General features: G+C 65.7%; 22 protein-coding genes and 8 pseudogenes. 13 read left to right on the top strand and 17 right to left on the bottom strand.

Annotated features, from left to right (window positions below; translation table 11 throughout):
* Positions 1-115 precede the first annotated feature (115 nt).
* Positions 116-1,111, top strand: coding sequence for a ligase-associated DNA damage response exonuclease (locus PIB19_RS17685; protein WP_271238386.1), 996 nt, complete (start codon positions 116-118; stop codon positions 1,109-1,111).
* On the opposite strand, the gene PIB19_RS17680 is transcribed toward PIB19_RS17685, so the two are convergent.
* Positions 1,108-1,512 carry a hypothetical protein gene (locus PIB19_RS17680; RefSeq protein WP_271238385.1) on the bottom strand — a complete coding sequence of 135 codons (405 nt, stop codon included), beginning with the start codon at positions 1,510-1,512 and terminating at the stop codon, positions 1,108-1,110. The genes PIB19_RS17685 and PIB19_RS17680 overlap by 4 nt on opposite strands.
* 150 nt (positions 1,513-1,662) lie before the next feature.
* Here PIB19_RS17680 and PIB19_RS17675 point away from each other — a divergent pair, with 150 nt between their 5' ends.
* The gene (locus PIB19_RS17675; protein WP_271238384.1) at positions 1,663-2,283 is read left to right on the top strand and encodes a hypothetical protein; all 621 of its coding nucleotides are present in this window, start codon (positions 1,663-1,665) and stop codon (positions 2,281-2,283) included.
* A gap of 6 nt (positions 2,284-2,289) precedes the next feature.
* On the opposite strand, the gene rpoN is transcribed toward PIB19_RS17675, so the two are convergent.
* The 6 genes and pseudogenes from rpoN to PIB19_RS17645 all read right to left on the bottom strand — a co-directional run bounded on the left by rpoN (position 2,290) and on the right by PIB19_RS17645 (position 7,767).
* Positions 2,290-3,798 carry an RNA polymerase factor sigma-54 gene (rpoN, locus tag PIB19_RS17670; protein WP_271238383.1) on the bottom strand — a complete coding sequence of 503 codons (1,509 nt, stop codon included), beginning with the start codon at positions 3,796-3,798 and terminating at the stop codon, positions 2,290-2,292.
* A 3-nt stretch (positions 3,799-3,801) separates the two neighbouring features.
* Positions 3,802-4,578 (bottom strand): LPS export ABC transporter ATP-binding protein, encoded by a 777-nt coding sequence (lptB, locus tag PIB19_RS17665; RefSeq protein WP_271238382.1) that lies wholly within the window; start codon positions 4,576-4,578, stop codon positions 3,802-3,804.
* 250 nt (positions 4,579-4,828) lie between these two features.
* Positions 4,829-5,379: pseudogene (locus PIB19_RS17660) on the bottom strand (LptA/OstA family protein).
* A complete protein-coding gene (gene lptC, locus PIB19_RS23745) occupies positions 5,379-5,873 on the bottom strand; it encodes an LPS export ABC transporter periplasmic protein LptC (protein WP_443018750.1) in 495 nt (164 codons plus the stop codon). Before lptC ends, PIB19_RS17660 begins: the two are co-directional and overlap by 1 nt.
* 259 nt (positions 5,874-6,132) lie before the next feature.
* A pseudogene (locus PIB19_RS17650) lies at positions 6,133-6,752 on the bottom strand (ribonuclease D).
* Positions 6,753-6,960: 208 nt separating this feature from the next.
* Entirely contained in the window at positions 6,961-7,767 is an 807-nt protein-coding gene (locus PIB19_RS17645) for a TerC family protein (RefSeq protein ID WP_271238380.1), read from the bottom strand.
* A gap of 212 nt (positions 7,768-7,979) precedes the next feature.
* Between PIB19_RS17645 and PIB19_RS17640 the strand changes: the two are divergent.
* Positions 7,980-8,809, top strand: a pseudogene (locus tag PIB19_RS17640) (cold-shock protein).
* Between the two features lie 181 nt (positions 8,810-8,990).
* Positions 8,991-9,260, top strand: coding sequence for a hypothetical protein (locus PIB19_RS17635; protein WP_271238379.1), 270 nt, complete (start codon positions 8,991-8,993; stop codon positions 9,258-9,260).
* A gap of 186 nt (positions 9,261-9,446) precedes the next feature.
* On the opposite strand, the pseudogene PIB19_RS23740 reads toward PIB19_RS17635, so the two are convergent.
* The 5 genes and pseudogenes from PIB19_RS23740 to PIB19_RS17615 all read right to left on the bottom strand — a co-directional run.
* Positions 9,447-9,533 (bottom strand): annotated as a pseudogene (locus PIB19_RS23740) (hypothetical protein); the annotation flags it as partial.
* An 8-nt stretch (positions 9,534-9,541) separates the two neighbouring features.
* Positions 9,542-9,718, bottom strand: a complete 177-nt coding sequence (locus PIB19_RS17630) for an alpha/beta fold hydrolase (protein ID WP_271238378.1) — start codon at positions 9,716-9,718, stop codon at positions 9,542-9,544.
* A 155-nt stretch (positions 9,719-9,873) separates the two neighbouring features.
* Positions 9,874-10,098 (bottom strand): hypothetical protein, encoded by a 225-nt coding sequence (locus tag PIB19_RS17625; RefSeq protein WP_271238377.1) that lies wholly within the window; start codon positions 10,096-10,098, stop codon positions 9,874-9,876.
* Positions 10,059-10,706: a hypothetical protein gene (locus tag PIB19_RS17620; protein WP_271238376.1), complete on the bottom strand. Its 648-nt coding sequence runs from the start codon at positions 10,704-10,706 to the stop codon at positions 10,059-10,061. The genes PIB19_RS17625 and PIB19_RS17620 overlap by 40 nt, the downstream gene beginning before the upstream one ends.
* A gap of 14 nt (positions 10,707-10,720) precedes the next feature.
* Positions 10,721-12,315, bottom strand: a pseudogene (locus PIB19_RS17615) (cisplatin damage response ATP-dependent DNA ligase).
* Positions 12,316-12,503: 188 nt separating this feature from the next.
* On the opposite strand from PIB19_RS17615, the gene PIB19_RS17610 reads away from it, so the two are divergent.
* Both PIB19_RS17610 and PIB19_RS17605 read left to right on the top strand, forming a co-directional pair.
* The gene (locus tag PIB19_RS17610) at positions 12,504-12,860 is read left to right on the top strand and encodes a hypothetical protein (protein WP_271238375.1); all 357 of its coding nucleotides are present in this window, start codon (positions 12,504-12,506) and stop codon (positions 12,858-12,860) included.
* Positions 12,857-13,708 (top strand): metallophosphoesterase, encoded by an 852-nt coding sequence (locus PIB19_RS17605; protein ID WP_271238374.1) that lies wholly within the window; start codon positions 12,857-12,859, stop codon positions 13,706-13,708. The genes PIB19_RS17610 and PIB19_RS17605 overlap by 4 nt, the downstream gene beginning before the upstream one ends.
* Positions 13,709-13,846: 138 nt before the next feature.
* Here the strand turns inward: PIB19_RS17605 and PIB19_RS17600 are convergent.
* Positions 13,847-14,085: pseudogene (locus PIB19_RS17600) on the bottom strand (DUF1428 domain-containing protein); the annotation flags it as partial.
* A gap of 157 nt (positions 14,086-14,242) precedes the next feature.
* On the opposite strand from PIB19_RS17600, the gene PIB19_RS17595 reads away from it, so the two are divergent.
* The gene (locus PIB19_RS17595; RefSeq protein WP_271238373.1) at positions 14,243-14,569 is read left to right on the top strand and encodes a hypothetical protein; all 327 of its coding nucleotides are present in this window, start codon (positions 14,243-14,245) and stop codon (positions 14,567-14,569) included.
* Between the two features lie 166 nt (positions 14,570-14,735).
* On the opposite strand, the gene PIB19_RS17590 is transcribed toward PIB19_RS17595, so the two are convergent.
* The 3 genes and pseudogenes from PIB19_RS17590 to PIB19_RS17580 form a co-directional block, all read right to left on the bottom strand.
* Complete coding sequence (locus PIB19_RS17590; RefSeq protein ID WP_271238372.1) at positions 14,736-15,233, bottom strand: Dps family protein; 498 nt, start codon at positions 15,231-15,233, stop codon at positions 14,736-14,738.
* A 101-nt stretch (positions 15,234-15,334) separates the two neighbouring features.
* The gene (locus tag PIB19_RS17585) at positions 15,335-15,661 is read right to left on the bottom strand and encodes a TMEM165/GDT1 family protein (protein WP_271238371.1); all 327 of its coding nucleotides are present in this window, start codon (positions 15,659-15,661) and stop codon (positions 15,335-15,337) included.
* A gap of 74 nt (positions 15,662-15,735) precedes the next feature.
* Positions 15,736-15,900 (bottom strand): annotated as a pseudogene (locus PIB19_RS17580) (TMEM165/GDT1 family protein); the annotation flags it as partial.
* A 127-nt stretch (positions 15,901-16,027) separates the two neighbouring features.
* Here PIB19_RS17580 and PIB19_RS17575 point away from each other — a divergent pair.
* From PIB19_RS17575 to PIB19_RS17555, 5 genes and pseudogenes are all read left to right on the top strand, one after another.
* Positions 16,028-16,603 (top strand): DUF2059 domain-containing protein, encoded by a 576-nt coding sequence (locus PIB19_RS17575; protein ID WP_271238370.1) that lies wholly within the window; start codon positions 16,028-16,030, stop codon positions 16,601-16,603.
* A 131-nt stretch (positions 16,604-16,734) separates the two neighbouring features.
* Positions 16,735-16,902 carry a 50S ribosomal protein L33 gene (gene rpmG, locus PIB19_RS17570; RefSeq protein ID WP_025560997.1) on the top strand — a complete coding sequence of 56 codons (168 nt, stop codon included), beginning with the start codon at positions 16,735-16,737 and terminating at the stop codon, positions 16,900-16,902.
* Between the two features lie 312 nt (positions 16,903-17,214).
* Positions 17,215-19,108, top strand: a pseudogene (gene thiC / locus PIB19_RS17565) (phosphomethylpyrimidine synthase ThiC).
* Positions 19,109-19,275: 167 nt separating this feature from the next.
* A complete protein-coding gene (locus PIB19_RS17560) occupies positions 19,276-19,800 on the top strand; it encodes a DarT ssDNA thymidine ADP-ribosyltransferase family protein (RefSeq protein ID WP_271241026.1) in 525 nt (174 codons plus the stop codon).
* Positions 19,793-20,446, top strand: a complete 654-nt coding sequence (locus PIB19_RS17555; RefSeq protein WP_271238369.1) for a DarT1-associated NADAR antitoxin family protein — start codon at positions 19,793-19,795, stop codon at positions 20,444-20,446. Before PIB19_RS17560 ends, PIB19_RS17555 begins: the two co-directional genes overlap by 8 nt.
* A 106-nt stretch (positions 20,447-20,552) precedes the next feature.
* Here PIB19_RS17555 and PIB19_RS17550 read toward each other — a convergent pair whose 3' ends face one another.
* On the bottom strand, positions 20,553-21,698 hold the full coding sequence (locus PIB19_RS17550) for a Fic family protein (protein WP_271238368.1): 1,146 nt from the start codon (positions 21,696-21,698) through the stop codon (positions 20,553-20,555).
* Positions 21,699-21,988: 290 nt separating this feature from the next.
* Between PIB19_RS17550 and PIB19_RS17545 the strand changes: the two genes are divergently transcribed.
* Positions 21,989-22,705: a hypothetical protein gene (locus tag PIB19_RS17545; protein ID WP_271238367.1), complete on the top strand. Its 717-nt coding sequence runs from the start codon at positions 21,989-21,991 to the stop codon at positions 22,703-22,705.
* The last annotated feature ends 30 nt before the right edge of the window (positions 22,706-22,735 follow it).

The following is a 22,735-nucleotide window of genomic DNA, read 5'->3' as shown; positions in this document are numbered from 1 at the left end:
CGGCATGATATCAGGCCCGCCGCCGCTTTGCAGCCGCCCCGCCCCGCGCAGCGAAATCAGTACCAGCATCTCCACAAGACTGGGAACCCCGCGCCCGGCCAACCATATAGCCACCATGGCCATCGGCAGCTGGATTACCCCCGAGCCCACGGGCATCTACATTCCCGCCGCCGACGCCTGGGTCGATCCTTCGCAGCCGGTGCCGCGCGCGCTGATCACGCACGGCCATGCCGATCATGCGCGCGGCGGTCATGGTGCGGTATGGGCGACGCCGGAGACGCTGGCGATCATGGAATGCCGCTACGGACCACAGAACGGCCATCCGATCGGCTATGGCGAATCGCTGCGCATGGGCGGTGTCGAGATCAGCTTCGTCCCCGCGGGGCATGTCCTCGGCTCGGCGCAGATCGTGCTCGAGCATGCCGGAGAGCGCGTCGTCGTCTCGGGCGACTACAAAAGGCGCGAGGACCCGACCTGCGCCCCCTTCCAGCCGGTCCCCTGCGACATCTTCGTCACCGAGGCGACGTTCGGCCTGCCGGTGTTCCGCCATCCCGAGACGCATGACGAGCTCGACAAATTGCTCACCACCCTGAGGGCCAATCCCGCGCGCTGCGTGCTGGTCGGCGCCTATGCCCTGGGCAAGGCGCAGCGGGTGATCAAGGAATTGCGCGTGATGGGGTTCGACGATCCGATCTACATCCACGGCGCGCTGCAGCGGCTATGCGATCTCTATGTCGAGCAGGGCGTCGATCTCGGCGAGCTGCGTCCCGCCACCGGCGTGGCCAAGGCCGAGTTGCAGGGGCGGATCGTCCTCTGCCCGCCAGGTGCGCTCAACGATCGCTGGTCGCGCCGCCTGCCCGATCCGATCACGGCGATGGCCTCCGGCTGGATGCGCGTCCGCCAGCGCGCGCGGCAGCGCAACGTCGAGCTGCCGCTGATCCTGTCCGATCACGCCGATTGGGACGAGCTGACCACCACGATCCGCGAGATCGCGCCGCGCGAGGTCTGGGTGACGCATGGCCGGGAGGATGCCCTGGTCCATTGGTGCCGGCTCCACCAGATCAAGGCACGCGCACTGGACCTCGCCGGCTTCGAGGACGAGGACGATTAGCCCGCGGCGCGCAAGGCGCCCGCTATCGATCCGTGGAACAGCCAGGCCTCGGCCTCGGCGACGGTGTCGAAGCAGCGCGTGCCCGCACCGCGCCCGCTCAGCGCGCGCTGGAGCTGGCTGCGCGCCAGCGTGCGGCCGATCACGAAGGCGAGCCGGCGCGAACGATAGTCGGGCGCACCCAGCATCTGCTGGAATTCCGCGACGCTTTCCTGGGGCTGGATTTTCATGTTCCGCAGGTCGTTGATCGTGAGATGCTCGTTGCGGCCGCAGGTCAGTTTCGCATGCGCCGCCCGCCGTGCCTCGTAGAAATCCCGGATATCCTCGGGCGTGAACAGGCCCGCCATTGCGATCCGCACGAGATCGCGCTCGGGCTCGACAGTGATGCTGAAAGTCGCGCTCATATCTGCATTATAGGAACAACCGGTTTCCAAATCCTGAGTCGTCTTATGTTTCGCCACGCCCGGGATTGATCCGAAACCGCGCAAGCTTCGATTGCGCGATTCCCTGCCGCGGGCGATTCTCCATCGGACGAACGGGGAGAAGGATGGGCCATGGCAGAATTCGCCGAACGCAGCCGCACCGCGCCGCCTCCGATCGCGCATGCACCCATGACCGCAGGAGGTGCGCTCAACACCGCCCCGCGCGTACAGCGTCTCGCAGCGCAGGCCGTAACGCTCAATGCCGGTCAGGCACCGATCCAGCTGATGCCGCCGAAGAAAGACCCTTCCAAGGAGAAGAAGGTCAACAACAAGAAGCAGGAGAAGCAGAAAGCGGCCACCAAGGCCACGGCACGCGCAAAGAACCGTAAGGTCGAGCGGCTGGCCGATAGTGTGCAAGGCTATGACACTACCAAGCACAGCCGCAAGGAGATCCGCGCCGCGATCGCCGCCGGCAATGTCAGCAAGATGCGCGCGGGGCATCTCAGCGCCGACAGTTCGCAGAAGATGAATGCCGGCACTCGCAAGACCATCACTGGCCTGACCGGCGCCATCAAGGCCGAAAAGGCGAAGGCCAAGGCGGAGGAGCACAAGCACGCCGGGAGCGACGTCGACGACGGCGACGAAGAGGATTTCGAACTCGACGTCGACTATGATGACACGGGCTACAAGCCGCCCAGGGATCAGGATCCGCCGCCACCGGGAGCCGGCGGCGCCGAGGGAATCGCGGTCTAGCTCAGCCTACGCCCTCCAGCGCCTTTGCCGGCGCCGCTGGACCGAGCTGCCGATCCCCAGCGCCTCGCGATATTTGGCCACCGTGCGCCGCGCGATGTCGAAGCCCTTTTCGCGCAGCATGTCGACCAAGGTATCATCGGACAGGATCGCCTTGGGGTCCTCGGCCTGGATCAATGTCCGGATCGCGCTCTTGACCGCTTCCGCCGACACTGCGTCGCCGCCGTCCGACGACTGGATCGCGCTGGTGAAGAAATACTTGAGCTCGAAAAGCCCGCGCGCGCAGCTCAGATATTTGTTGCTGGTCACCCGGCTGACCGTCGATTCGTGCATTTCGATCACGTCGGCGACCTGGCGCAGGGTCATCGGCCTGAGATGCGCGACGCCCTTCAGGAAGAACGCCTCCTGCTGCTTCACGATCTCGGTCGCGACCTTGATGATCGTGCGCTGGCGCTGGTCGAGCGCCTTGACCAGCCAATTGGCGCTGGCGAGCATGTCGGACATCCACGCCTTGCCGGCCTTGTCCTGTTTGCCCGCCGAAACCTCGGCATAATAAGCCCGGTTGACCAATAATCTCGGCAAGGTCGCGGCGTTGATCTCGACGGCCCAGCCCGCGCCGCGCCGCGCGACGAAGATGTCGGGCACCACCGCCAGCGTCGGCTCCCCGCCATAGCGGCAGCCGGGCTTGGGGTCGTAGTTCCTGAGCTCGCGGATCATGTCCGCCAGATCTTCGTCGTCGACGTTGCAGATGCGCTTGAGCCGAGGGAGGTCACCCCGCGCGACGAGCTCCAGATTGTCGATCAGCCGCGCCATGCACGGATCGTAGCGATCGACTTCCTTCGCCTGCAGCGCGAGGCATTCGGCAAGGTTGCGCGCACCGACGCCGGTGGGATCGAAGGTCTGGATCACGTCCAGCACGTTCTCGACGCGGGCCAGCGGCACGCCGAGTCGGGCGGCCACGTCGAGCAGCGGGGCAGTGAGATATCCCGCCTCGTCGATCTGGTCGATCAGATGCGCGGCGATGAACAGGTCGGCGCCGTCGACGCTCTCGCCGGCCTGCCGCATCAGGTGATCGGCGAGGCTCAGCTCGGACGCGCCGAAATTGTCGAAATCCGGCCCGTCCTCCGATCCGCCGCCGCCCGCGCCGCTCATCCCGAGACTGCCGTCGAGTCCTCCGATCGAATCCGCCGCGCTGTCGTGATGGAAGGTCTCCGCGGCGAAATCGACGTCGAGCGACGCCTCGCCCGCCGCCTCCCCGCCGCCGGCCAGCAATTCGCTCGCATCGGCGGGGCCGTCGCGCACCGTCTCGAAATCGCCCTCGGGCTCGGGCTGCGCGATATCGGGCGCTTCGTCGCCGCCGGCCTGCGCGTCGAGCAGCGGGTTCTTCTCCAGCTCCTCGGCGATGAAGGTCTCGATCTCGAGGTTCGACAGCGCCAGCAGCTTGATCGCCTGCTGGAGCTGCGGCGTCATCACCAGCGATTGCGACTGCCGCAGGTCGAGGCGAGGCGCCAGACTCATGCCCTACAGCTCGAAGCTCTCGCCGAGGTACAGCCGCCGGACATTCTCGTCGCGGACGAGTTCCTCGGGCGATCCGGCGAAGAGCACGCGGCCGTCATAGATGATGTAGCCGCGATCGACGATGTCGAGCGTCTCACGGACATTGTGATCGGTGATCAGCACGCCGATCCCGCGATTCTTGAGCTGGATCACGAGATCGCGAATGTCCGAGATCGAGATCGGATCGATGCCCGCGAAGGGCTCGTCGAGCAGGATGATCGTCGGATCGGCAGCTAGCGCACGGGCGATCTCGGCGCGGCGCCGCTCGCCGCCCGAAAGCGCCATCGCCGGCGCGCTGCGCAGCCGGGTAAGGCCGAACTCGTCGAGCAGCTTGTCGAGCCGCTGCTCGCGCGCCGCCTTGTCGGGCTCGGAAAGCTCGAGCACGGCGAGGATGTTGTTCTCGACCGTCATGCCGCGGAAGATCGAGGTTTCCTGCGGCAGATAGCCGAGCCCCAGGATCGCGCGGCGGTACATGGGCAGCTTGGTGATGTCCTCGCCGTCGAGCATGATCCGGCCCGAATCGGGCTTCACCAGCCCCATCACCGAATAGAAGCAGGTCGTCTTGCCCGCGCCGTTGGGACCGAGCAGCCCGACCACTTCGCCGCGCCCGACCGAGACCGAGACGTCGGTGAGCACCACGCGCTTGTCGTACGACTTGGCGATCGAGACGACCGCGAGGCCCTTGTCCGGCAAGGGTGCCGGATCGGCCACGGGCTGCTCGAGCATGGCGACGTCGTTCATCTGGGCTTCCTGCACGATCGTTTCACTCCGCGGCATATAGGCCCGGATTGGCAGGATTCCTGCATGAGATTGCCGTGGATGAAAAGCGAAACTGCGGCAGTCCGTTGAAAAAGGCGGGTTACCGGCGCTCGGGTCGGGCGGTGCCGGCCCGCTCCCCACCCGGCCACCCAACGGCAGTATCATATGGGTGGCCGGGTGGGGGAGCGGGCCGGCGCGCGCGCCTCAGCGCATCTGCACGCGCCTCAGCGCATCATTGCCCTTCGCGCTTCGGCACCGAGAACCGCCCGGTGACGCGGCCGCCCGAGCTCTGCACCCCGGGCTCGCCGGGGTAGCGCCGCCGCGCACGCCCGAACCGTCGATCGTCGCGCGGCCGGTGTCGAGGTCGATCGACAGGCGCCCGCCCGAGACGTTGTTCGCGCCCTGGCGTAGCGTCACGCCGCCGATCATCGTGATCACCCGGCGGTTGAGATCATAGACTGCGAATTGCGAGCGCGCGGTCTGGTCGGGCCGCGACACCGTGACGCCGCCCGACGCGTCGAGTCGCGAGACCTGCGGCGATCCGTTGGTGATCTGCCCGGTATAGGTCACCGTCATGCGGGCCGCGGTAAGCGTCATCTCCGCCTGGGTGATCTTCACATTGCCGGTCAGCAGCACGCGGTTGGCGCGGTCCTGCAGCTCGATCCGGTCCGACGCGAAGTCGATCGGCGCGGACGAATTGTGGCGCGTTTGCGCGAAGGCGGGCGCCGCGGCGGCCAGCGCCAGCGCGACTCCGATCGGAAGCGGGGCGATACGACGGATCATCATCGCCTATTTGCGCGGCTGGGGACGATCCGCAAGCGCGCATTGCCTTCGAGCGAGACGGTGCGGCTCTCCAGGTCGGCGGTAAGCTTGTTCGCGCTGAACACGCCGGTGGGGGTATTGCCGGTCACCGCGCCGCCGCTTTCCATCCGCCGCGTCTTGAGATCGACGGTCGCGTCGTGCGTGTTGAGGACATAGCCGTCCGATGTCTGGAACTTGAGCGGGCCGTTCACTGCGACCTTCTGGCTGGTCATGTCATATTGCCCGCGCTCGGCCCGCAGCGAGGCGAGACCGGTGTCGAGGCGGATCTCGGCGGAAAGGTCGTTGAGCCGCACGATCGGCTCCAGCGAGCTGCGCTGCACCGCGGATCCCGCATGCAGATGAAAAGGGCGCCCCTTGTCGTCGGCACCGCGATATTCGGCGGCGTCGATGCGCAGCCGTTCGGGCGAGACGTCGACCTTGTTCTTGTCGAGCACGAAGCTGACATCGCCGCCCATCAGCAGGGGCGCGACCACGAGGAACGCGCCGAGCACGCCGATCCCCACCGGCAAGATGATCAGCCCCAGCCGCACGATGCGATCGTGGCTGCTGCCGGGATGCGCCCAGCCGCGCTTCTGCGAACGAAGGCGCGCCGCGACTTCAGACATGGAGGCGCCTTTGAGGCCGGCGGTGCCAGCCCGCTCCCCACCCGGCCTCCCAGCGCCAGCATCCTGTGGGAGGCCGGGTGGGGGAGCGGGCCGGTGCGGCATCGTGGAATCAAATATGCGCAAAGATGTCCACCTCGGGCCAGCCGGCGAGATCCAGCTCCGCCCGCCAGGGAGGAAGTCGAAAGCGGCCTGGGCGAGCGGCATGCGGCCTTCACGCTCGAGACGCTTGTCGAGTTCCAATTTCATCGCATGCAGATAGCGCACGTCCGACGCGGCATATTCCTTCTGGGCGTCCGAAAGCTCGGGGCCGCCCCAGTCGGAGGACTGCTGCTGCTTCGAGATTTCCTGCCCCAGCAGCTCGCGGACCAGATCCTTGAGGCCATGCCGGTCGGTATAGGTGCGCACCAGCCGCGAGGCGATCTTGGTGCAATAGACCGGCGCGGCGGTGACGCCGAGATAGAAGCGGATCGCCGCGAGGTCGAACCGCGCGAAATGATAGAGCTTCAATCGGTCGGGATCGCCGAGCAGTTCCCGCAAATTGGGCGCTTCATAGGAAGAGCGCGGCCCGAATCGGACGAGATGCTCGTCGCCGCTGCCGTCGGAGAGCTGGATGACGCACAGCCGGTCGCGCGGCGTGATCAGCCCCATGGTCTCGGTATCGACGGCGATCGACGCGCCGGGGGCGAACACGCCTTCGGGCAGGTCTTCTTCATGGAAATGCACGGTCATGGCAGCCGCCTAGACTTGTTCGCCGCGCGCCTCAATGCCTTCACTTCCCTCTCCCGTCGGGAGAGGGTTGCGCAGACTTGGGTTCGGCGTAGCCGAGCCTTAGTCGGAGCTGGGTGAGGGATCGCCCTCTCGATGGCAGGACACCCTCACCTAGCTCCGCTAGGCAGCAAGCTGCCAAGCTTCGCTACCTCTCCCACGGGGAGAGGAATCAAGGCGCTTCCCCCGAGGCTCGCGCCGCCTTCCTGTCCTTGGCGCGCCGCGACCAGATGTTGAGCCCTTCGACCGCCGCCGAGAAGGCCATCGCGGTGTAGATATAGCCCTTGGGCACATGCGCGCCGAACGCCTCGGCGATCAGCACCATGCCGATCATCAGCAGGAAGCCCAGAGCGAGCATCACCACCGTCGGATTGCGGTTGATGAAATTGGCGAGCGGATCGGCGGCGAACAGCATCACCGTCACGGCGACGACGACGGCGACGTACATGATCTCGACATGCTCGGTCATGCCGACCGCGGTGAGAATCGAATCGATCGAGAAGACGATGTCGAGCAGCAGGATCTGGACGATCGCGGCCGTGAAGGTCATCGACACCAGCTTCTTCTTGTCGAGCAGGTCGCCGGTATCGTGCGCGTCCGAATCGACCGAATGATGGATCTCGGTCGTCGCCTTCCACATCAGGAACAGCCCGCCTGCCAGCAGGATCAGGTCGCGCCACGAGAATTGGGTTTCGAAGGCGGGTTCGCCGTGCGAGAGCGGCCCGACGATGCCCAGGTCGAACACCGGCGCGGTGAGCCCGACGATCCACGCGATCATCGTCAGCAGCGCCAGCCGCATCACCAGCGCCAGGCTGATGCCGATTCGCCGCGCTTTCCGACGCTGCTCCTCGGGCAATTTGTTCGACAGGATCGAAATGAAGATGAGGTTGTCGATGCCGAGCACCACTTCCATCACGATCAGCGTGACGAGCGCGGCCCAGGCGGCCGGGCTGGCGAGCAGTTCGAGGATGTTCTCCATATCCCGCAAGCTGTGCCGTGCGACGAGGCGTGGCGCAAGCGCCGCCGACTCCATGAATCTGCCCTAATCAAGACGATTTTCGTTCGCGCTCTGTCCGATTTTGGGCTATGGCCGATTCCGTGGCGCTGTTTTTTGTGCCCGGACACCTGCGTTTTTCGTCCGACGCTTGGGTTTTGATTGGAGTAAGGGCGAACCGGGAAGACGAACAGGGCATGAGTTTTGATCGAGGGCGCCGCGGTGATCGCGGCGGGCGCGGCAGAGACAAGCGCGACGGTTTTGGCGACGAAGGTGGCGGCGGTTTCGGCGGCGGTAGCAGCTTCGGCGGCGACCGCGGCGGCTTCGGCGGCGGTAGCAGCTTCGGTGGTGATCGCGGCGGCTTCGGCGGCGGTGGTGGCGGCTTCAGCGGCGGTGGCGGTGGCGGTGGCTATCGCGGCGGTGGTGGCGGCGGCTTCAGCGGCGGCGGCGGCGGTGGTTTCCGCGGCGGTGGCGGCGGCGGTGGCGGCGGAATGCCCCCCAGGTCGTCGGCGAGGCGACGGGTGTCGTAAAATTCTTCAACGCACAAAAGGGCTTCGGCTTCGTCGTTCGCGATGACGGCGGCGAGGACGTGTTCGTGCACATTTCGGCAGTCGAGCAGGCCGGCCTGACCGGTCTCGCGGAAGGCCAGCCGATGGGCTTCACGCTCGTCGATCGCGGCGGCCGCATCTCGGCGACCGATCTCAAGATCGACGGCGAGCCGATGCCGGTGACCGATTCGGGTCCCCCGCGCGATCGCGAAGCGCCGCGTGGCGGCGCCGGCGGTGCCGGTGGCCCGCAGCGCCAGCTGACCGGCGAGAAGGCGACCGGAACGGTCAAGTTCTTCAACGCGATGAAGGGCTTCGGCTTCATCCAGCGCGATGACGGACAGCCTGACGCATTCGTCCACATCAGCGCCGTCGAGCGCGCCGGCATGCCGACGCTCAACGAAGGCGACCGTCTCGAGTTCGAGCTCGAAGTCGATCGCCGCGGCAAGTACGCGGCAGTGAACCTGACGCCGGGCAGCTGAGCCTTAGCTGACAGACACACGAAAGGGCCGGAGGGAAACCTCCGGCCCTTTTGCTTTGGGAACTCAACCGGGTCGCGGTTCCGTGCGCTTTGGCGGTGGCTCTCGCTCTCCAGAAAGGCGCGGATGAGCCTGGCAGTGGTTGCCGGATCTTCTTCGGGGAAGAAGTGTCCCCCGATACCGATTGACCCTGCACGTCGTCGGCCCAGTGCCGCCACAAGCCCAGGGGCCCACCCGCATCTTCGTACCAGCGCGCGAGCCCTCCGCGATCGCTCCAGAGCGCCAGCAGCGGACAGATGATGCGACGATTCGCGTCGAGATCGGCGCGATCGATTTCCCGGTCTATGCCGGCGGCGGCCTGATATTCCTCACAGATGGCGTGGACGCGGGCGGGATCGCGCAATGCATCGACATATGCCGCGCGAAGCCAGGCGGGAAATGCGTCCGGCGATGATCCCCATTCGGCGATCGCATTGTCGACAACGGCATCGGGCGCTGCCGCTATGAGGCGCTCCGGAAGCGGCGCCGGCTGTGCGAGCAGCGAAAACGGCCAGAAAGCGAGGGCGAGCCGGGCATCGGCGCGGTCCCACACGTCGTAGGTCGGGACCATGTCGAGCACCACGACATGCGATATGCGTGCGGGGTGATCGAGCGCCGCCCGATACGCGACGCGGCCACCGCGGTCATGCCCGACGACTGCGAAGCGTTCGTACCCGGCGATCCGCATCGCATCTGTCAGCGTCGCAGCCAGTTCGCGCTTCGACATGGAAGCGTGATGGTCGCTGTCCCGGGGCAGCTGCTGCGCCCGTATCCCGGCAGGTCGGCGACGACCAATGTGAACGCGTCGGCGAGCAGCGAGGCGACCCGGTGCCACATCAAACCGGTTTCGGGAAAGCCATGCAGCAGAAGCACGGGCGGTCCGGCACCACCCCGGCGAATGAAGACCGACCCTCGGCCGGAATCGACCGAGATGGATTCAAATCCGGGGAAAGCGTCTTCCTCCCGTGCCATCGATCAAAAACAACGCGAGCGGGCTGGAAGTTCATTGCCTCTTGATGGAGTCGCCATCACCGCGTCAGGATCAGCACCGCCCCGCCAAGGATCCCCGCCACGCCCACGGCCCGCCCCGCAGTCACGCGCTCCTTCAGCACGAACGTCGCGATCAGCAGCGCGGTCACCATGCCCGTCTCGCGCAGCGCCGCGAGCGGTGCGGTCGGCCCCAGCGCGAAGGCACTGAGCGCGAGGCCATAGGTCAGGATCGAAAGCGCCCCGCCGCGGCGCCCGCCCGCCACTGCGTCCGCGCCGAAGCGAAGATGCGCCCGCGTGACAGCAATGCGAACATCGTCACGGTCAGGGTGCCCATCAGCACGAACATCCACACGATGTAGCTCACCGGAGTCGGCGCCGCGCGCACGCCCTGCGCGTCGATCACCGTGTAGCCGGCGATCGTGAACCCGGTGAACAGCGCCCAGCCCAGCCCCTGTCGGCTGATATGGCGCCCGCTGACCATCACGAACATCGCCGCGCCGATCAGCGCGATTCCCGCGATCTCGCGCGCGCCGGCCGCTTCGCCGAGCAGCCCGATCGCGACGGCGGCGGTCACCAGCGGCGCGGTGCCGCGCAGGATCGGATAGGCCGCGGAAAAGTCGCTCGCCTCGAGCGCGCGGACCAGCGCGTAGAGATAGGCGCAGTGCAGAAACGCCGTCGCGAACAGCCAGCCCCATGCGCCGTCGGGCAGCGGCACCAGCAATGTCGCGGGAAGCATCAGCACGGCGCTCGACCCGTCGATCGTCGCGCGGCCGGCCATCTTGTCCTTGCCGCCCTTCAGGATCGCATTGACCACGGCGTGGATCGATCCGGAGGCGATCATCATCGCGGGAGCGATCAGGGCGGTCTCCATCGCCCTTCCCTCGGTCAGGTCGCCAGCCGCCGCAACCCCTCGATCGTATCCGCCTCGCTTGCCGGCTTGTCGTTGCGGATACGGCTGATCCGCGGAAAGCGCATCGCCAGCCCCGATTTGTGGCGCTTCGATTCGTGGATCGAATCGAATGCCACTTCGAGCACCAGCGACTTGTCGGTCTCGCGCACCGGGCCGAAGCGATTGACCGTATGGTTGCGCACATGGTGATCGAGCCATTTGAGCTCTTCGTCGGTGAAGCCGAAATAGGCCTTGCCGACCGGGAGCAGCTCGCCCTCCTGCGTCCATGCGCCGAACGTATAGTCCGAATAAAAGGAGCTGCGCTTGCCGCTCCCGCGCTGCGCATACATCAGCACGCAATCGGCGATCAGCGGGTCGCGCTTCCATTTGTACCAGAGCCCCGCGCGCCGCCCGCCGACATAAGGCGAAGTGCGCCGCTTGAGCATCACGCCCTCGATCGCCGCGTCGCGCGCGCCGGCGCGGATCTCCTCCAGCGCGGCGAAGTCCTTCGCCTCGATCACCGCCGAGACGTCGAACCGCTCGGGATCGAGCCGCGCCGCGAACGCCTCCAGCCGCACCCGCCGCTCCATCCAGGGCAAAGCGCGCAAATCCTCGGGCCCGTCGAACAGGATGTCGTAGAGCCGCACGAAAGCGGGATATTCGGCCAGCGTCTTCGCCGGCACGACCTTCCGCCCCAGCCGTTGCTGGAGCGCGTTGAAGCTCCCCGCGCCGCCCCCATTCTCTATGGCGCCCCCTGCGCATTGCCCTTCACCAGCAATTCGCCGTCGAGCACGCCCGGCGTCGCGAAGCCTCGCGCCACTTCGGGGAAGCTGTGGGTGATGTCGTCGCCCGCCCGGCTGTAGAGCCGCGTCTCGCCCGCGACGCAGACGAGCTGGACGCGGATGCCGTCCCATTTCCACTCGGCGGCATACTCGTCGAGGCTGACCCGTATTTCCTCCAGCGGATGGGCGAGCATGAACGGCCGGAACACCGGCACATTGTCCGGAGTCGGCTGGGTCCCGCGCCCCTCCGCCCAGTCGAACAATGCGGCGTAAGGCGGCACCAGCCCGTGCCAGACCTCCTCGACGGCATCCACATCGAGCCCGAAGGCCTGCGCCAGCGCGGTCTTGGCCAGCCGCGCCGAGACGCCGACGCGCAGCGCGCCCATGGCGAGCTTGAGCAATGCGAAGCGCTCGTCGGCGTCGAGCCGGTCGAGCATCGATGCCAGCGCCGCGGGCGCATCGGACTTGGAGATCGTGCCGAGCACATGGACGACCTCGGAAAGCGTCAGCGGCGCGCCGGCTTTGGGCGGCACCTCCGGCTCGGGCCAGAGCAAGGCGATCGTCTCGGCCGAATCGCCGACGAAGTCGCGGCTCAGCGCGAACAGCACCGGATCGACTCGCTCCTCGACCAGCGCCCGCACCAGCGCCGGCTTGACCGCCGGCAGATCGAGGCTCCCGGTCAGCGCCGCCATCGCCCGGCCGCGGTCGGGATCGGGCGTGCGCGCCAGATAATCGCCGATCAGCCGCAATTTGGCATTGCGCGAGCGCGTGTAGATCAGGGCATCGAGCAGATCGGCGAAGGCGCGCATGGTCGCGCAACGCATAAAACCGCCGATGCGCTCCCGTCACGATGCGGCGTGCAGGCTCCTGTCTATTCGGGCGCGACATTGCGCGCGCCTCGGCGAAATGCTCTTCTGCCCCGATGCGGAGCCCGGCAAATCTGTCGCTTGTCTTTCTGGCGATTGGAATTGAAGCCGCGGTGCTGTCGATCGCTGCTATGAACCTGATCTGGTTGTTCTTCCAATACGGGCTGGAAGGCACGCTGGATGTCGACGGCGGCGGCGGAGCGACCATCGGCATCCTGCTGTTCCTGTCGATATTCGGCTTGGCGGTCGGATTTCCGATCGCTGCCCTGACGCGCGCCCTCGCGCCGAAATCGTGGCTGATCGCCTTTTCCGGGATAGCGGCTTTCTGCGCGATTGGCGGGTGGCTCAGCGCCACGCCGGTCTATTCGTTCGAAGGCTGGACGCAGGGGGCGACGCTGAGCCTCGCCTTTGCCGGCCTCGCGATCGTGGCAGGCGCGGGGCTCCAGCGGCTGCGATCCCTTGTCGCAGGCGCACGTCGTACCGCATGACGTTGATCGGGCGGCGAACCGGCTGGCTTCTTTTCGGCATGCCCTTCATCGCCGGGCTGCTGCTGATCGGCTGGAGCTTCGCCGAGGCACGCCGCGATCCATTGGTGCGCACCGCCACGATCGCGCTTCCCGACTGGCCTGCGGCTGCGCGTCCGATCCGCGCCGTCCTCATCAGCGACCTGCATATTGGCACTGCAGCGATGGGTCCCGAGCGGCTCGATCGAATCGTCGATCAGATCAACGCCCTGCGTCCGGACATCGTGCTGATCGCCGGCGACTTCATCTATGGCCACGATCCGGACGGCGCAGCGAAGCTGGGGCCGGCTATGGTCGCGCCGCTGTCTCGCCTGCGCGCGCGGCTCGGCGTGGTCGCCGCACTCGGCAACCACGATCACTGGACCGGCGCCGCCTCGGTGCGTGACCAGCTCCGCCGCGCGAACGTGGCGATTGCGGACAACGCCGCGCTCGTCCGCGGTCCGCTCGTCATCGGCGTGGTCGGCGACGACTTCACCGACCGCGCAGACCTCCCGGCGACCGTCCGGACGATGCGTCGCCTGACCGGCGCGCGGCTGATCCTGACGCATTCGCCGGATATCGCACCGAACATGCCGCCCGAAGTCTCGCTGCTCCTCGCTGGCCACACGCATTGCGGGCAAGTCTTGCTGCCGCTGCTCGGCCCGATCTCGGAGGTGTCGCGATACGGCGCCCGCTATCGCTGCGGCATCCGGCGCGAAGGCGGCCGCACCGTCGTGGTCACTGCAGGCCTCGGCACCAGCGGCGGGCCTTTCCGCCTCAACGCGCCGCCCGACCTCTGGCTGCTGACACTCGGGCCTGCTCCCGGGCGGTAGCCGCAGATCGCTGCGCGGCGGTCAGCCCCTGCCCATCGTGACAATCGGCTCGAAGCAGCCGAGGATCAGCCGCCGGGCATCGAAGGGCGGCTCGCCGGCACTGTCCATCCGCGGATCTTCGTGCATCCTGGCCTCGGCGGCTTCGAAGAACGCCTTGTCCGGCCAGATCTGCCAGCTGAAGACGATCTTCTCGCCCGCTTGCGCCGCAACGGCACGGCGAAAGTCGGTCTGCTTCCCTCGGGCACGAAATCCTCCCAGCTTTCGACGATTTCGATACAGCCATATTCCTTGAAAAAGGCGGCGCCGTTCTCGGCCCATCGGCGATAGGCTTCCAGGTGCTCCGCAGGCACGGGGATGACGAGGCCGCAGACATACATGACGCACGTCCTTCCGCTGGTTCTTCGAGGGGCCAAACTGCCACAGGCCGCGGCAATGTCGAGTCGCTCAGGCGCTGCAATGGCGCTGCCACGAAGTTGCGGTTAAGCTCGCTCCGCCGGACAATTTGCCCGGCCTTGGGAAGAGGGTTCCGCACCTATGAAGCTTATCGTTCCGGCCGCCGCCGCGCTCGCATTCCTCGCGCCCGGCGCCTTCGCCCAGACCGCGCCGGCGCCCGCCGTGGCCCCTGCCGCCACAGCCCCTGCCGCCGCGGCGAAGTTCAGCCTCGACACGCCGATCGAAGCGCTGGTCGCCGATGCCAAGGCCAAGGCAGTGCTCGATGCCGATCTGCCCGGCGTGACCACCCATCCCTCCTACGACATGTTCAAGGGCATGAGCCTGCGCGCGGTGCAGCCGATGTCCGACGGCAAGCTCACCGACGAAATGCTCAAGAAGGTCGAGACCGACCTCGCCGCGATCAAGTAACGCGGCGGAGAGGGGCTCTCTCCTCGTTCGTGCTGAGCCTGTCGAAGCACCGCCGCAAGCGACGGCCAGTGGGCTCGGCGCCCTTCGACAGGCTCAGGGCGAACGGTGACAAACAAAAGGGCCGGGGATCGCTCCTCGGCCCTTATGCTATCTCGGATCGCGAAGCTCAGCCCTTGCGGCTGGCCTCGAACAGGAACCAGGCGCGTTCCTCGGCCTGATCGGTCCATTCGTCGACGATGCCTGAAGTGGCGTTGTCGCCGGCATCCTCGGCCGCCTGCTTCACCGCACGGAAGCTCTCGACCAGCTTGAGATTGTCGTCGCGCAGCTCGGCGAGCATGTCGCCGGGCGCCACGAACTCCTGGTCATTGTCCTTGATCGTCTGGCGGCGCGCGATGTCGCCGATCGAACGGAGCGTGACGTTGCCGGTCTTGCGCACGCGCTCGGCGATCGCGTCGGTCACGCCGTAAACCTGCGCCGCCTGGTCGTCGAGCAGCAGGTGATAGTCGCGGAAATGCGGGCCCGAGACGTGCCAGTGGAAATTCTTGGTCTTGAAATAGAGCGCGAAGCAATCGGCCAGCGCGCTGTTCAATGCGTCCGCCACGCTCTTCGTGTCGTTGCGATTGAGGTCCGTGGGCGTCCGAAGCGCCGCCTTTGTATCTGCCATCATGTCCTCCGAAAACGATACGTGAGCCCAACGACAGGCATATAGGATCGGCTCCACGCGCCGCCACGGCTATTTTCGATGAGAAAGATCGCCGCCGCCGATCAGTCGAGCAGGTCCAGCGCCCCCAGGGCGATCACCGCCCCCGCGACGAGGAAGATCGCCGCCGCACCAAGACGGAGCCAGCGCAGCGGCAATGCGGTCCAGCGCGCTTCGCCGAGCAAAGCCGCGGCCACCGCCACCACCAATGCCCCCAGCGTCGACCCGGCGGCGGCGAACCACGGCATGCCGGAAGCGGCCAGCGCGAAGGTGAAGAATTGCGTCTGCTCGCCCAATGCGAGCACGAACACGCCCGCCAGCGGGGTGAGGAACGGTCCGAAATGCCAACGCTCGAGCCGGCTGGGCAGCGCGGTGCGCCAAAGCGCGGCCACGCCCCCGTCACCAGAGCGACCGCGAACAGCAGCGACCGCGCCTCGGGGGTCAGCCCCGGCGCCAGTGCCCCGCCCGCCAGTGCGGCGACCACGCTACCGATCCCGTGCGCCAGCCCCGCGGCGAGCGCCACCAGCAACGGTCGGCGAAACCGGTCGGCGAGGATCGCGGTGAGCAACGCCGGCCGGTCGCCGGGCTGTGCCAGCAGTGCCAGCACAAAGGCGGGAACGAGCGCTTCCATCCGTGCCTTATCGCCGCATCGCCCCGGCCTCGACAATCGAAATGCCGGCCGAAGTACCGGCGCGGCTGGCGGGCGCGGCGGCAGGCGCGTAAACCTCGCCCGTCGCACGGTGCGAATGGGAGTGAATATGCTTCGGTTGCTTGCAGGCGCACTCGTACTTGTCCTGTCCCCCATGGCGCCGGCGGGCGCGCAGACCGCGCCTGTCGCTGCGGCTCCCGAGCCGGCGCGGCTCGCCGCGGCGCAGGCCCTGATCGAACAGATCATGCCGGCAGACCGGCGCGAGGCGATGATCGAGCAGATGGTACGGCCAATGCTCGCCAATGCCCGCGAGGCAATGGCGAATGCGCCGATGTTCGCCGACATGGCGCGCGACAATCCGAAGCTGGCCACGGCGATGAATGGTTTCATGGACGAGGAATTCGAGCGCTCGATCGCGACGACCAAGGCGGCGATGCCGGCGTTGTTCGACGCGATGGCGCGGGCCTATGCGCGGCGCTTCACGCTCGATCAGATGCGCGACATCGGCAATTTCTTCCGGACGCCCTCTGGCCGCCTCTATGTCGAGACCGCGCCGACGATCATGTCCGATCCGGACGTCATGGCCGCACAGCGCGCGATGATGACCCAGACGATGTCGGGCATGCAGGGGCGCATGGCGAAGCTGGTCGAGACGCTCGAAGCGGAGGCGAAGAAGCAGCATTAGAGGCGCCGGTGCGGTGGATGCCGCATCGCCTTCTTGACTTTTCCACACGATTCGCGCATCCGCCGCGGCCTGACAGCGGTGCGCCTGCGCGCGCCGCTATTTCTTTTCGAACGATTCAAGGGTTTCGGGTCATGGCCAAGCCGACCACTGTCAAGATCAAGCTCGTCAGCACGGCGGACACGGGTTTCTTCTACGTCACGAAGAAGAATCCGCGCACCCAGACCGAGAAGTTCTCCTTCCGCAAATACGATCCCGTCGTGCGCAAGCATGTCGAGTTCAAGGAAGCCAAGATCAAGTAAGGTCGCGGGGCCGTCCCCGGCCCTGCATCGGAACCGCGCACGGTTTCGCCCCGCGCGTCGAGCGGCGGGCCGTGAACCCGCGGCAATCCCGCCGGCAAGGCAGAGGGCGCCCGTCGCAAGACCGGGCGCTCTTTTCGTTCTTCCCCTTCCCCGCCGCTGCGCCTAAGACACGCCTCATCCCCGGGGAGCGCCGCGCCGCGCTTGAGAGGAGGGCAGGAGCCCTCGACCCGCTGAACCTGATCCGGCTGACACCGGCGTAGGGAGGGAGCGGCCCCGCCACCGGACCGTCCTCTCCCCAATTGGAGAAGACGAATGGCCGACATCCCCGCCAAGACCGAAATCGGCGTCACCACCGGCCCGATTCGCGGCTCGCGCAAAATCCATGTCGGGCCGCTCGGCGTGAAGATGCGCGAGATCCATCTCGACCCGAGCTCGGGCGAGCCCCCGGTCCGCGTCTACGACACCTCGGGCCCCTATACCGACCCGGACGCCCGCATCGACATCAAGGCCGGCCTGCCCGCGCTTCGCCGCGACTGGATCCTCGGCCGCGGCGATGTCGAGCAGGTTCAGGCCCGGCAAGTCCGCCCCGAGGATAACGGCCAGCTCGGCCCCGATCGCTCGGGCGGCGTCGAGCCCTTCCCCAACGTGATCAAGCGCCCCTTGCGCGCCAAGCCCGGCGCCAATGTCAGCCAGATGTACTACGCCCGCCGCGGCATCATCACCCCCGAGATGGAGTACGTCGCGGTCCGCGAGAATCTCGGCCGCGAACGCCTCGCCGAATATGCGCGAGACGGCGAGAGCTTCGGCGCGTCGATCCCCGATTACGTCACGCCGGAATTCGTCCGCGATGAGGTTGCCCGCGGTCGCGCGATCATCCCCAACAACATCAACCACCCCGAATCCGAGCCGATGGCGATCGGCCGCAACTTCCTGGTCAAGATCAACGCGAACATCGGCAACAGCGCCGTCGCCTCGAACGTCGCCGCCGAAGTCGACAAGATGGTCTGGTCGATCCGCTGGGGCGCGGACACGGTGATGGACCTCTCGACGGGGCGCAACATCCACGACACCCGCGAATGGATTCTACGGAACTCCCCGTCCCGATCGGCACCGTCCCGATCTACCAGGCGCTGGAGAAGGTCGGCGGCGTCGCCGAGGACCTCACTTGGGAGATCTTCCGCGACACGTTGATCGAGCAGGCCGAGCAGGGCGTCGACTATTTCACCATCCATGCCGGCGTCCGCCTGGGCTATATCCCGATGGCGGCGAAGCGCGTCACCGGCATCGTCTCGCGCGGCGGCTCGATCATGGCGAAATGGTGCCTCGCGCACCACAAGGAGAGCTTCCTCTACGAGCGCTTCGACGAGATCACCGAGATCATGAAGGCCTATGACATCGCCTATTCGCTCGGCGACGGCCTGCGCCCCGGCAGCATCGCCGACGCGAACGACGAAGCCCAGTTCAGCGAGCTCTACACGCTGGGCGAGCTCACCCACCGCGCCTGGAAGCAGGACGTCCAGGTGATGATCGAGGGCCCCGGCCATGTGCCGATGCACAAGATCAAGGAGAATATGGACAAGCAGCTCGAGGTCTGCGGCGAGGCGCCCTTCTACACGCTCGGGCCGCTCACCACCGACATCGCGCCGGGCTATGACCATATCACCAGCGGCATCGGCGCCGCGATGATCGGCTGGTACGGCACGGCGATGCTCTGCTACGTCACCCCCAAGGAGCATCTGGGGCTCCCCGACCGCGACGACGTCAAGGTCGGCGTCGTCACCTACAAGCTCGCCGCCCATGCCGCCGATCTCGCCAAGGGCATCCGGCGGCGCAGGTCCGCGACAATGCCCTGTCAAAGGCGCGCTTCGAGTTCCGCTGGCGCGACCAGTTCAACCTGTCGCTCGATCCCGACACCGCCGAGGAATATCACGACCAGACCCTCCCCGCCGAAGGCGCCAAGACCGCGCATTTCTGCTCGATGTGCGGCCCCAAATTCTGCTCGATGCAGATCAGCCAGGAAGTCCGCGCCTTCGCCAACAAGGCGAACCAGGGCGTCGAAGGCTTCCTCGCCACCGGCCCCACCGGCGCCGAAACCGCCGCTGCCAGCAAGGCCGCGGCGCTCAAGGGCATGGAAGAGATGAGCAAGGTGTTCAAGGAAACGGGGAGCGAGCTGTATATGGGGGCTGGCGGACGGGAGCGGGATTGAGTGACGCTTTCTCCGCCATGATACGCTTAAGTCCTCCTTTGACCACGCACTGTACGTAGCCGACGCTACTTCCATAAAATCGGCGCTTGGGAGCATTTGCAACGCGCTTCCTAAATATATATCTTCAGCTTAAAGTTGACTGCGAGCAGGAGGGCAACTTGAGCAACGTGGAAAAGCTAATTGAGATTCTCACAAAGGCGCGCGCTAGCTTCTATCACTTTACGGATACTCGCAATTTGCCCTCGATAAGGGCTGATGGGCTCCTTTCAATGCGCCTTCAGCGGGATCGAAAGCGCATCGCAGTAGCGCCAGGCGGCAACGAGTGGAGCTTCGACGCGGATAGGCGAAGCGGCATGGATGGCTATGTCCATCTGTGCTTCTTTAGTGACCACCCCATGGAGTGGATCGCCAAGCGAGAGGGGCGAATTGCGGATAGCCTGTTCTTAAAGGTATCCCCCGAGGTATTGCGCACCCCAGGCGCTTTGATCGTTGATATGGTAGCAAATCATGCCGACGCGAAGCCCCGTCCCGCCGAGGAGATGATTACAAACCTCGATCTGAAGGTCATATACACGCGGACCGACTGGAAGGACCCAGCTGTGCAAGAGCGCCTAAAGATAGCAAAGAAGTACGAGATTCTGATTCCCGACGAAGTTTCGGCCAAATTGATTGTGAATATGCCGAATGGCTGAGCGACCAGTCTTTGTGCCCAATTTCGCTGGGAAAAGCCTTGTGTTGGAGGTGCCGATTTCATTCAAATGGCATCCCGGCATGGCTCCAAGCCAAAAGCAAAAAAATGTACACGCACTGCACGCGGCGGCACATGAACGGGGCATTGCCTATCTTCTTGAAATATCTAGCAAATCTGATCGAGAGATTGGCCGAAGGTTGAGCGCCTTTCATCAGAAAGTTCGGCTAGGAGATGGCCGGATTGTCCCTCTTGAGTGCGCCTTCCAAGGAAGCAAAGTTTTCGAGCACGGTGGTCCTTATCTGGACCTCTTGGATGCTCCTCCACGTGACGCAAAGCGCGATTTTCGCCTCAAAGAATCTGGAAATTTAATCGGTTTTGAGTTCGAAGGACGTAAATTTCCGTTATTCCCTAAAAGCGTATTTTATGATTGGCTCTACGTTAATTCAATATTCCCGGAACGGAATTGGCTAAAAAGGCTAAGTAAAGTAGACGGTTTCACGGATATCGAATTTAATCCCGAAAAGTCCGTAAATTGCCAGGCCAGATCATGCGCATATTTTGTTTCTCTTGAGCGCCGGGGTAAATTGGACGAAGCTGTCAGTGCTTTTGATAAATTTGTAGAGTTGCAAACTGGCATAGCATTGTAACGTTCAGGATTACGAGGGATTACGGTGCCAGTTTACTAAATACACTAAATCCCACCCTCAGAGGTTACGGTGGCAAGTGCAAGAATTCCAGGGACACGTACCTAATTCACCTGCAGCGCCTCCAGCACCCCGGAAACCGGATCAGCTTCGGATAGGTTCCCCCTACCTCTTCCGCCACGCCGTGCCCGATCAGTTCGTTGAGGTTGTTCGCCGCGCCCTGATAGCTCACCCCCAGCGCCTCCGCGAAATCCGAGATCGAGCGCACCGGCCGCTCGAATGCCAGGTCGATGATCCGCAGCATCAGCGCAGATCGCCGCGCCGTCTGGAATCGCTCGCGATAGTCGCGCTGCAGATCCTGCAGCCGTTCGACCACGGCAATCGTCTCCGCCGCCGATTCCGCCACCGCTTCGAGGAAGAAGGCGATCCATTCCTCCCAGGCGCCGTCACGCGACACGGCGTACATCAGGTCGATATAGCGATCCTTGTGCCGCTCCAGATACGGACTCATGTACAGCAGCGGCTGGGGCAGGGTGCCGTTGTCGATCAGCATCAGCGTGATCAGCATCCGCCCGACGCGGCCATTGCCGTCGGCAAAGGGATGGATCGCCTCGAACTGGTAATGCGCCAGCGCGGCATCGATCAGCGGCGCCGGCCGGTCCTCGCGATTGACGAACCCCATCAGCGTATCCATCGCGCCCGGCGTCTCTGCCGGAGGCGCGGGGATGAAGCGCGCGCTGTCGATCCGCCCGCCGCCGCCGATCCAGTTCTGGTCGCGCTTCAGTTCGCCCGCGTCGACCGCCGCGCCGCGATTGCGCGCCACGCCGGTCAGCAGCACGCGGTGCGCGTCACGGATCAGCCGCGTCGAGATCGGCAACGCCGCCAGCCCGTCGATCGCGCCTTCCAGCGCGCGGACATAGTTGAGCACTTCGCGATTGTCGCCGCGGGTGGCGGCCTCGCCCGCGCCTGCTTCGAACAGGAACAGGTCGGTCAGCGTCGTATAGGTGCCCTCCATGCTCGACGAGGAAACCGCTTCGCGCCGCTGCAGCGGGCGGACGAGGAGCAAGGGGTTGGGGATTGCCCGCCCTATGCCCTTCAGTTCGCCGACGGCTTGCGTCGCCCGCGTCAGTTCCGGCAGGAACCGATCCAGCGAGAGCGCTCTCGGCGGCAGCGCGTCCGGCACGAAGGCCTTGCGCCCGCCGATCGTCGGTATCAACGTACCCGTCGCGTTCCGGGCAAAGCCATTTCTGTCCATTGCATCGAACTACAAACTTCGCGTGTCACTTTCAACGAAAAGGTGTTTTCGTGAAAAGTGGGCGGTCCGGTTACTACAATCGTACAAAGTGGCCGTTCTCCCCGACGTTTCGGCCTCCCCAAAAATCCCTTCCAATGTAGGATTTCGTCTGCTCCAAGCTCATAGATGAGCAAGCGATCAGATCCCGCAGCCTTCGCGCGCGCCGCTGGTGCCGCCGATCCCTTCCTCCAGCCGATGCGGCGCCCGCGCCCGATCGTGCGCCGCCGCCCGAAAGCGCCAATGCGCTAACGGTGCCGCCGCCCGCGATCAGCGAATACGAATCCCCGCCGCCCGAACCCTATGACCCCGCCGACTATCGCTGGGTCCCCGTCCGCCGCCGCCAGCGGCTCGACGGCTGGACCGAGGAGAAGCAGCGCCGCTTCATCGAGACGCTCGCCGATACCGGCCTCGTCAATGTCGCGGCCAGGGCGGTCGGCATGTCGCGGGAGACTGCCTATCGCCTCCGCCGCTCCGCGCATGGCGCCGCATTCGCGCGCGCCTGGGATGCGGCGCGCCATCATGCCGGCGGCCTGATCGAGGACATCGCCTTCGAACGCGCGATCGAGGGCACCGAGCAGGAAGTGCTCAACAGCGAAGGCGAGGTCATCGCCACCCGCCTCGTCCACGATAATGGCCTGTTGAAATGGCTGCTCAGCCACCTGAAGTCCGAACGCTATGGCAGCGCCCGCGCGCCCGGCGCCGGATCCCAGGGGACGGCCATGCCGGTTCTGGAAGAAAGTCTCCGCGCGATGGAGCCCGCTCTGCCCGCGCCACCCGAAGCGCTGCTCGATCCCGAGACCTTTGCGGACGAACTGGAACTCGCCGATATCGCCGACGGCAAATTGCCGCACTTCCTCAGCGAACAGCCTTGGTCGAAGTCCGACGCCGAGCTCGCGGCGGAGCAAGCGGCGGCGCGTGATGCGCGGGGGCCGCCGCGCTTAAGAAGCACGAAGCTGGCGGCGACCTGACCGAGGAGGAGTTCGCGGACGAATGCTATC

The sequence above is a fragment of the Sphingomonas sp. 7/4-4 genome (assembly GCF_027941955.1).
Taxonomy (GTDB): domain Bacteria; phylum Pseudomonadota; class Alphaproteobacteria; order Sphingomonadales; family Sphingomonadaceae; genus Sphingomonas.
Note: the sequence above shows the minus strand (reverse complement) of the source record. Positions and strands in the feature narration are given on the sequence as shown.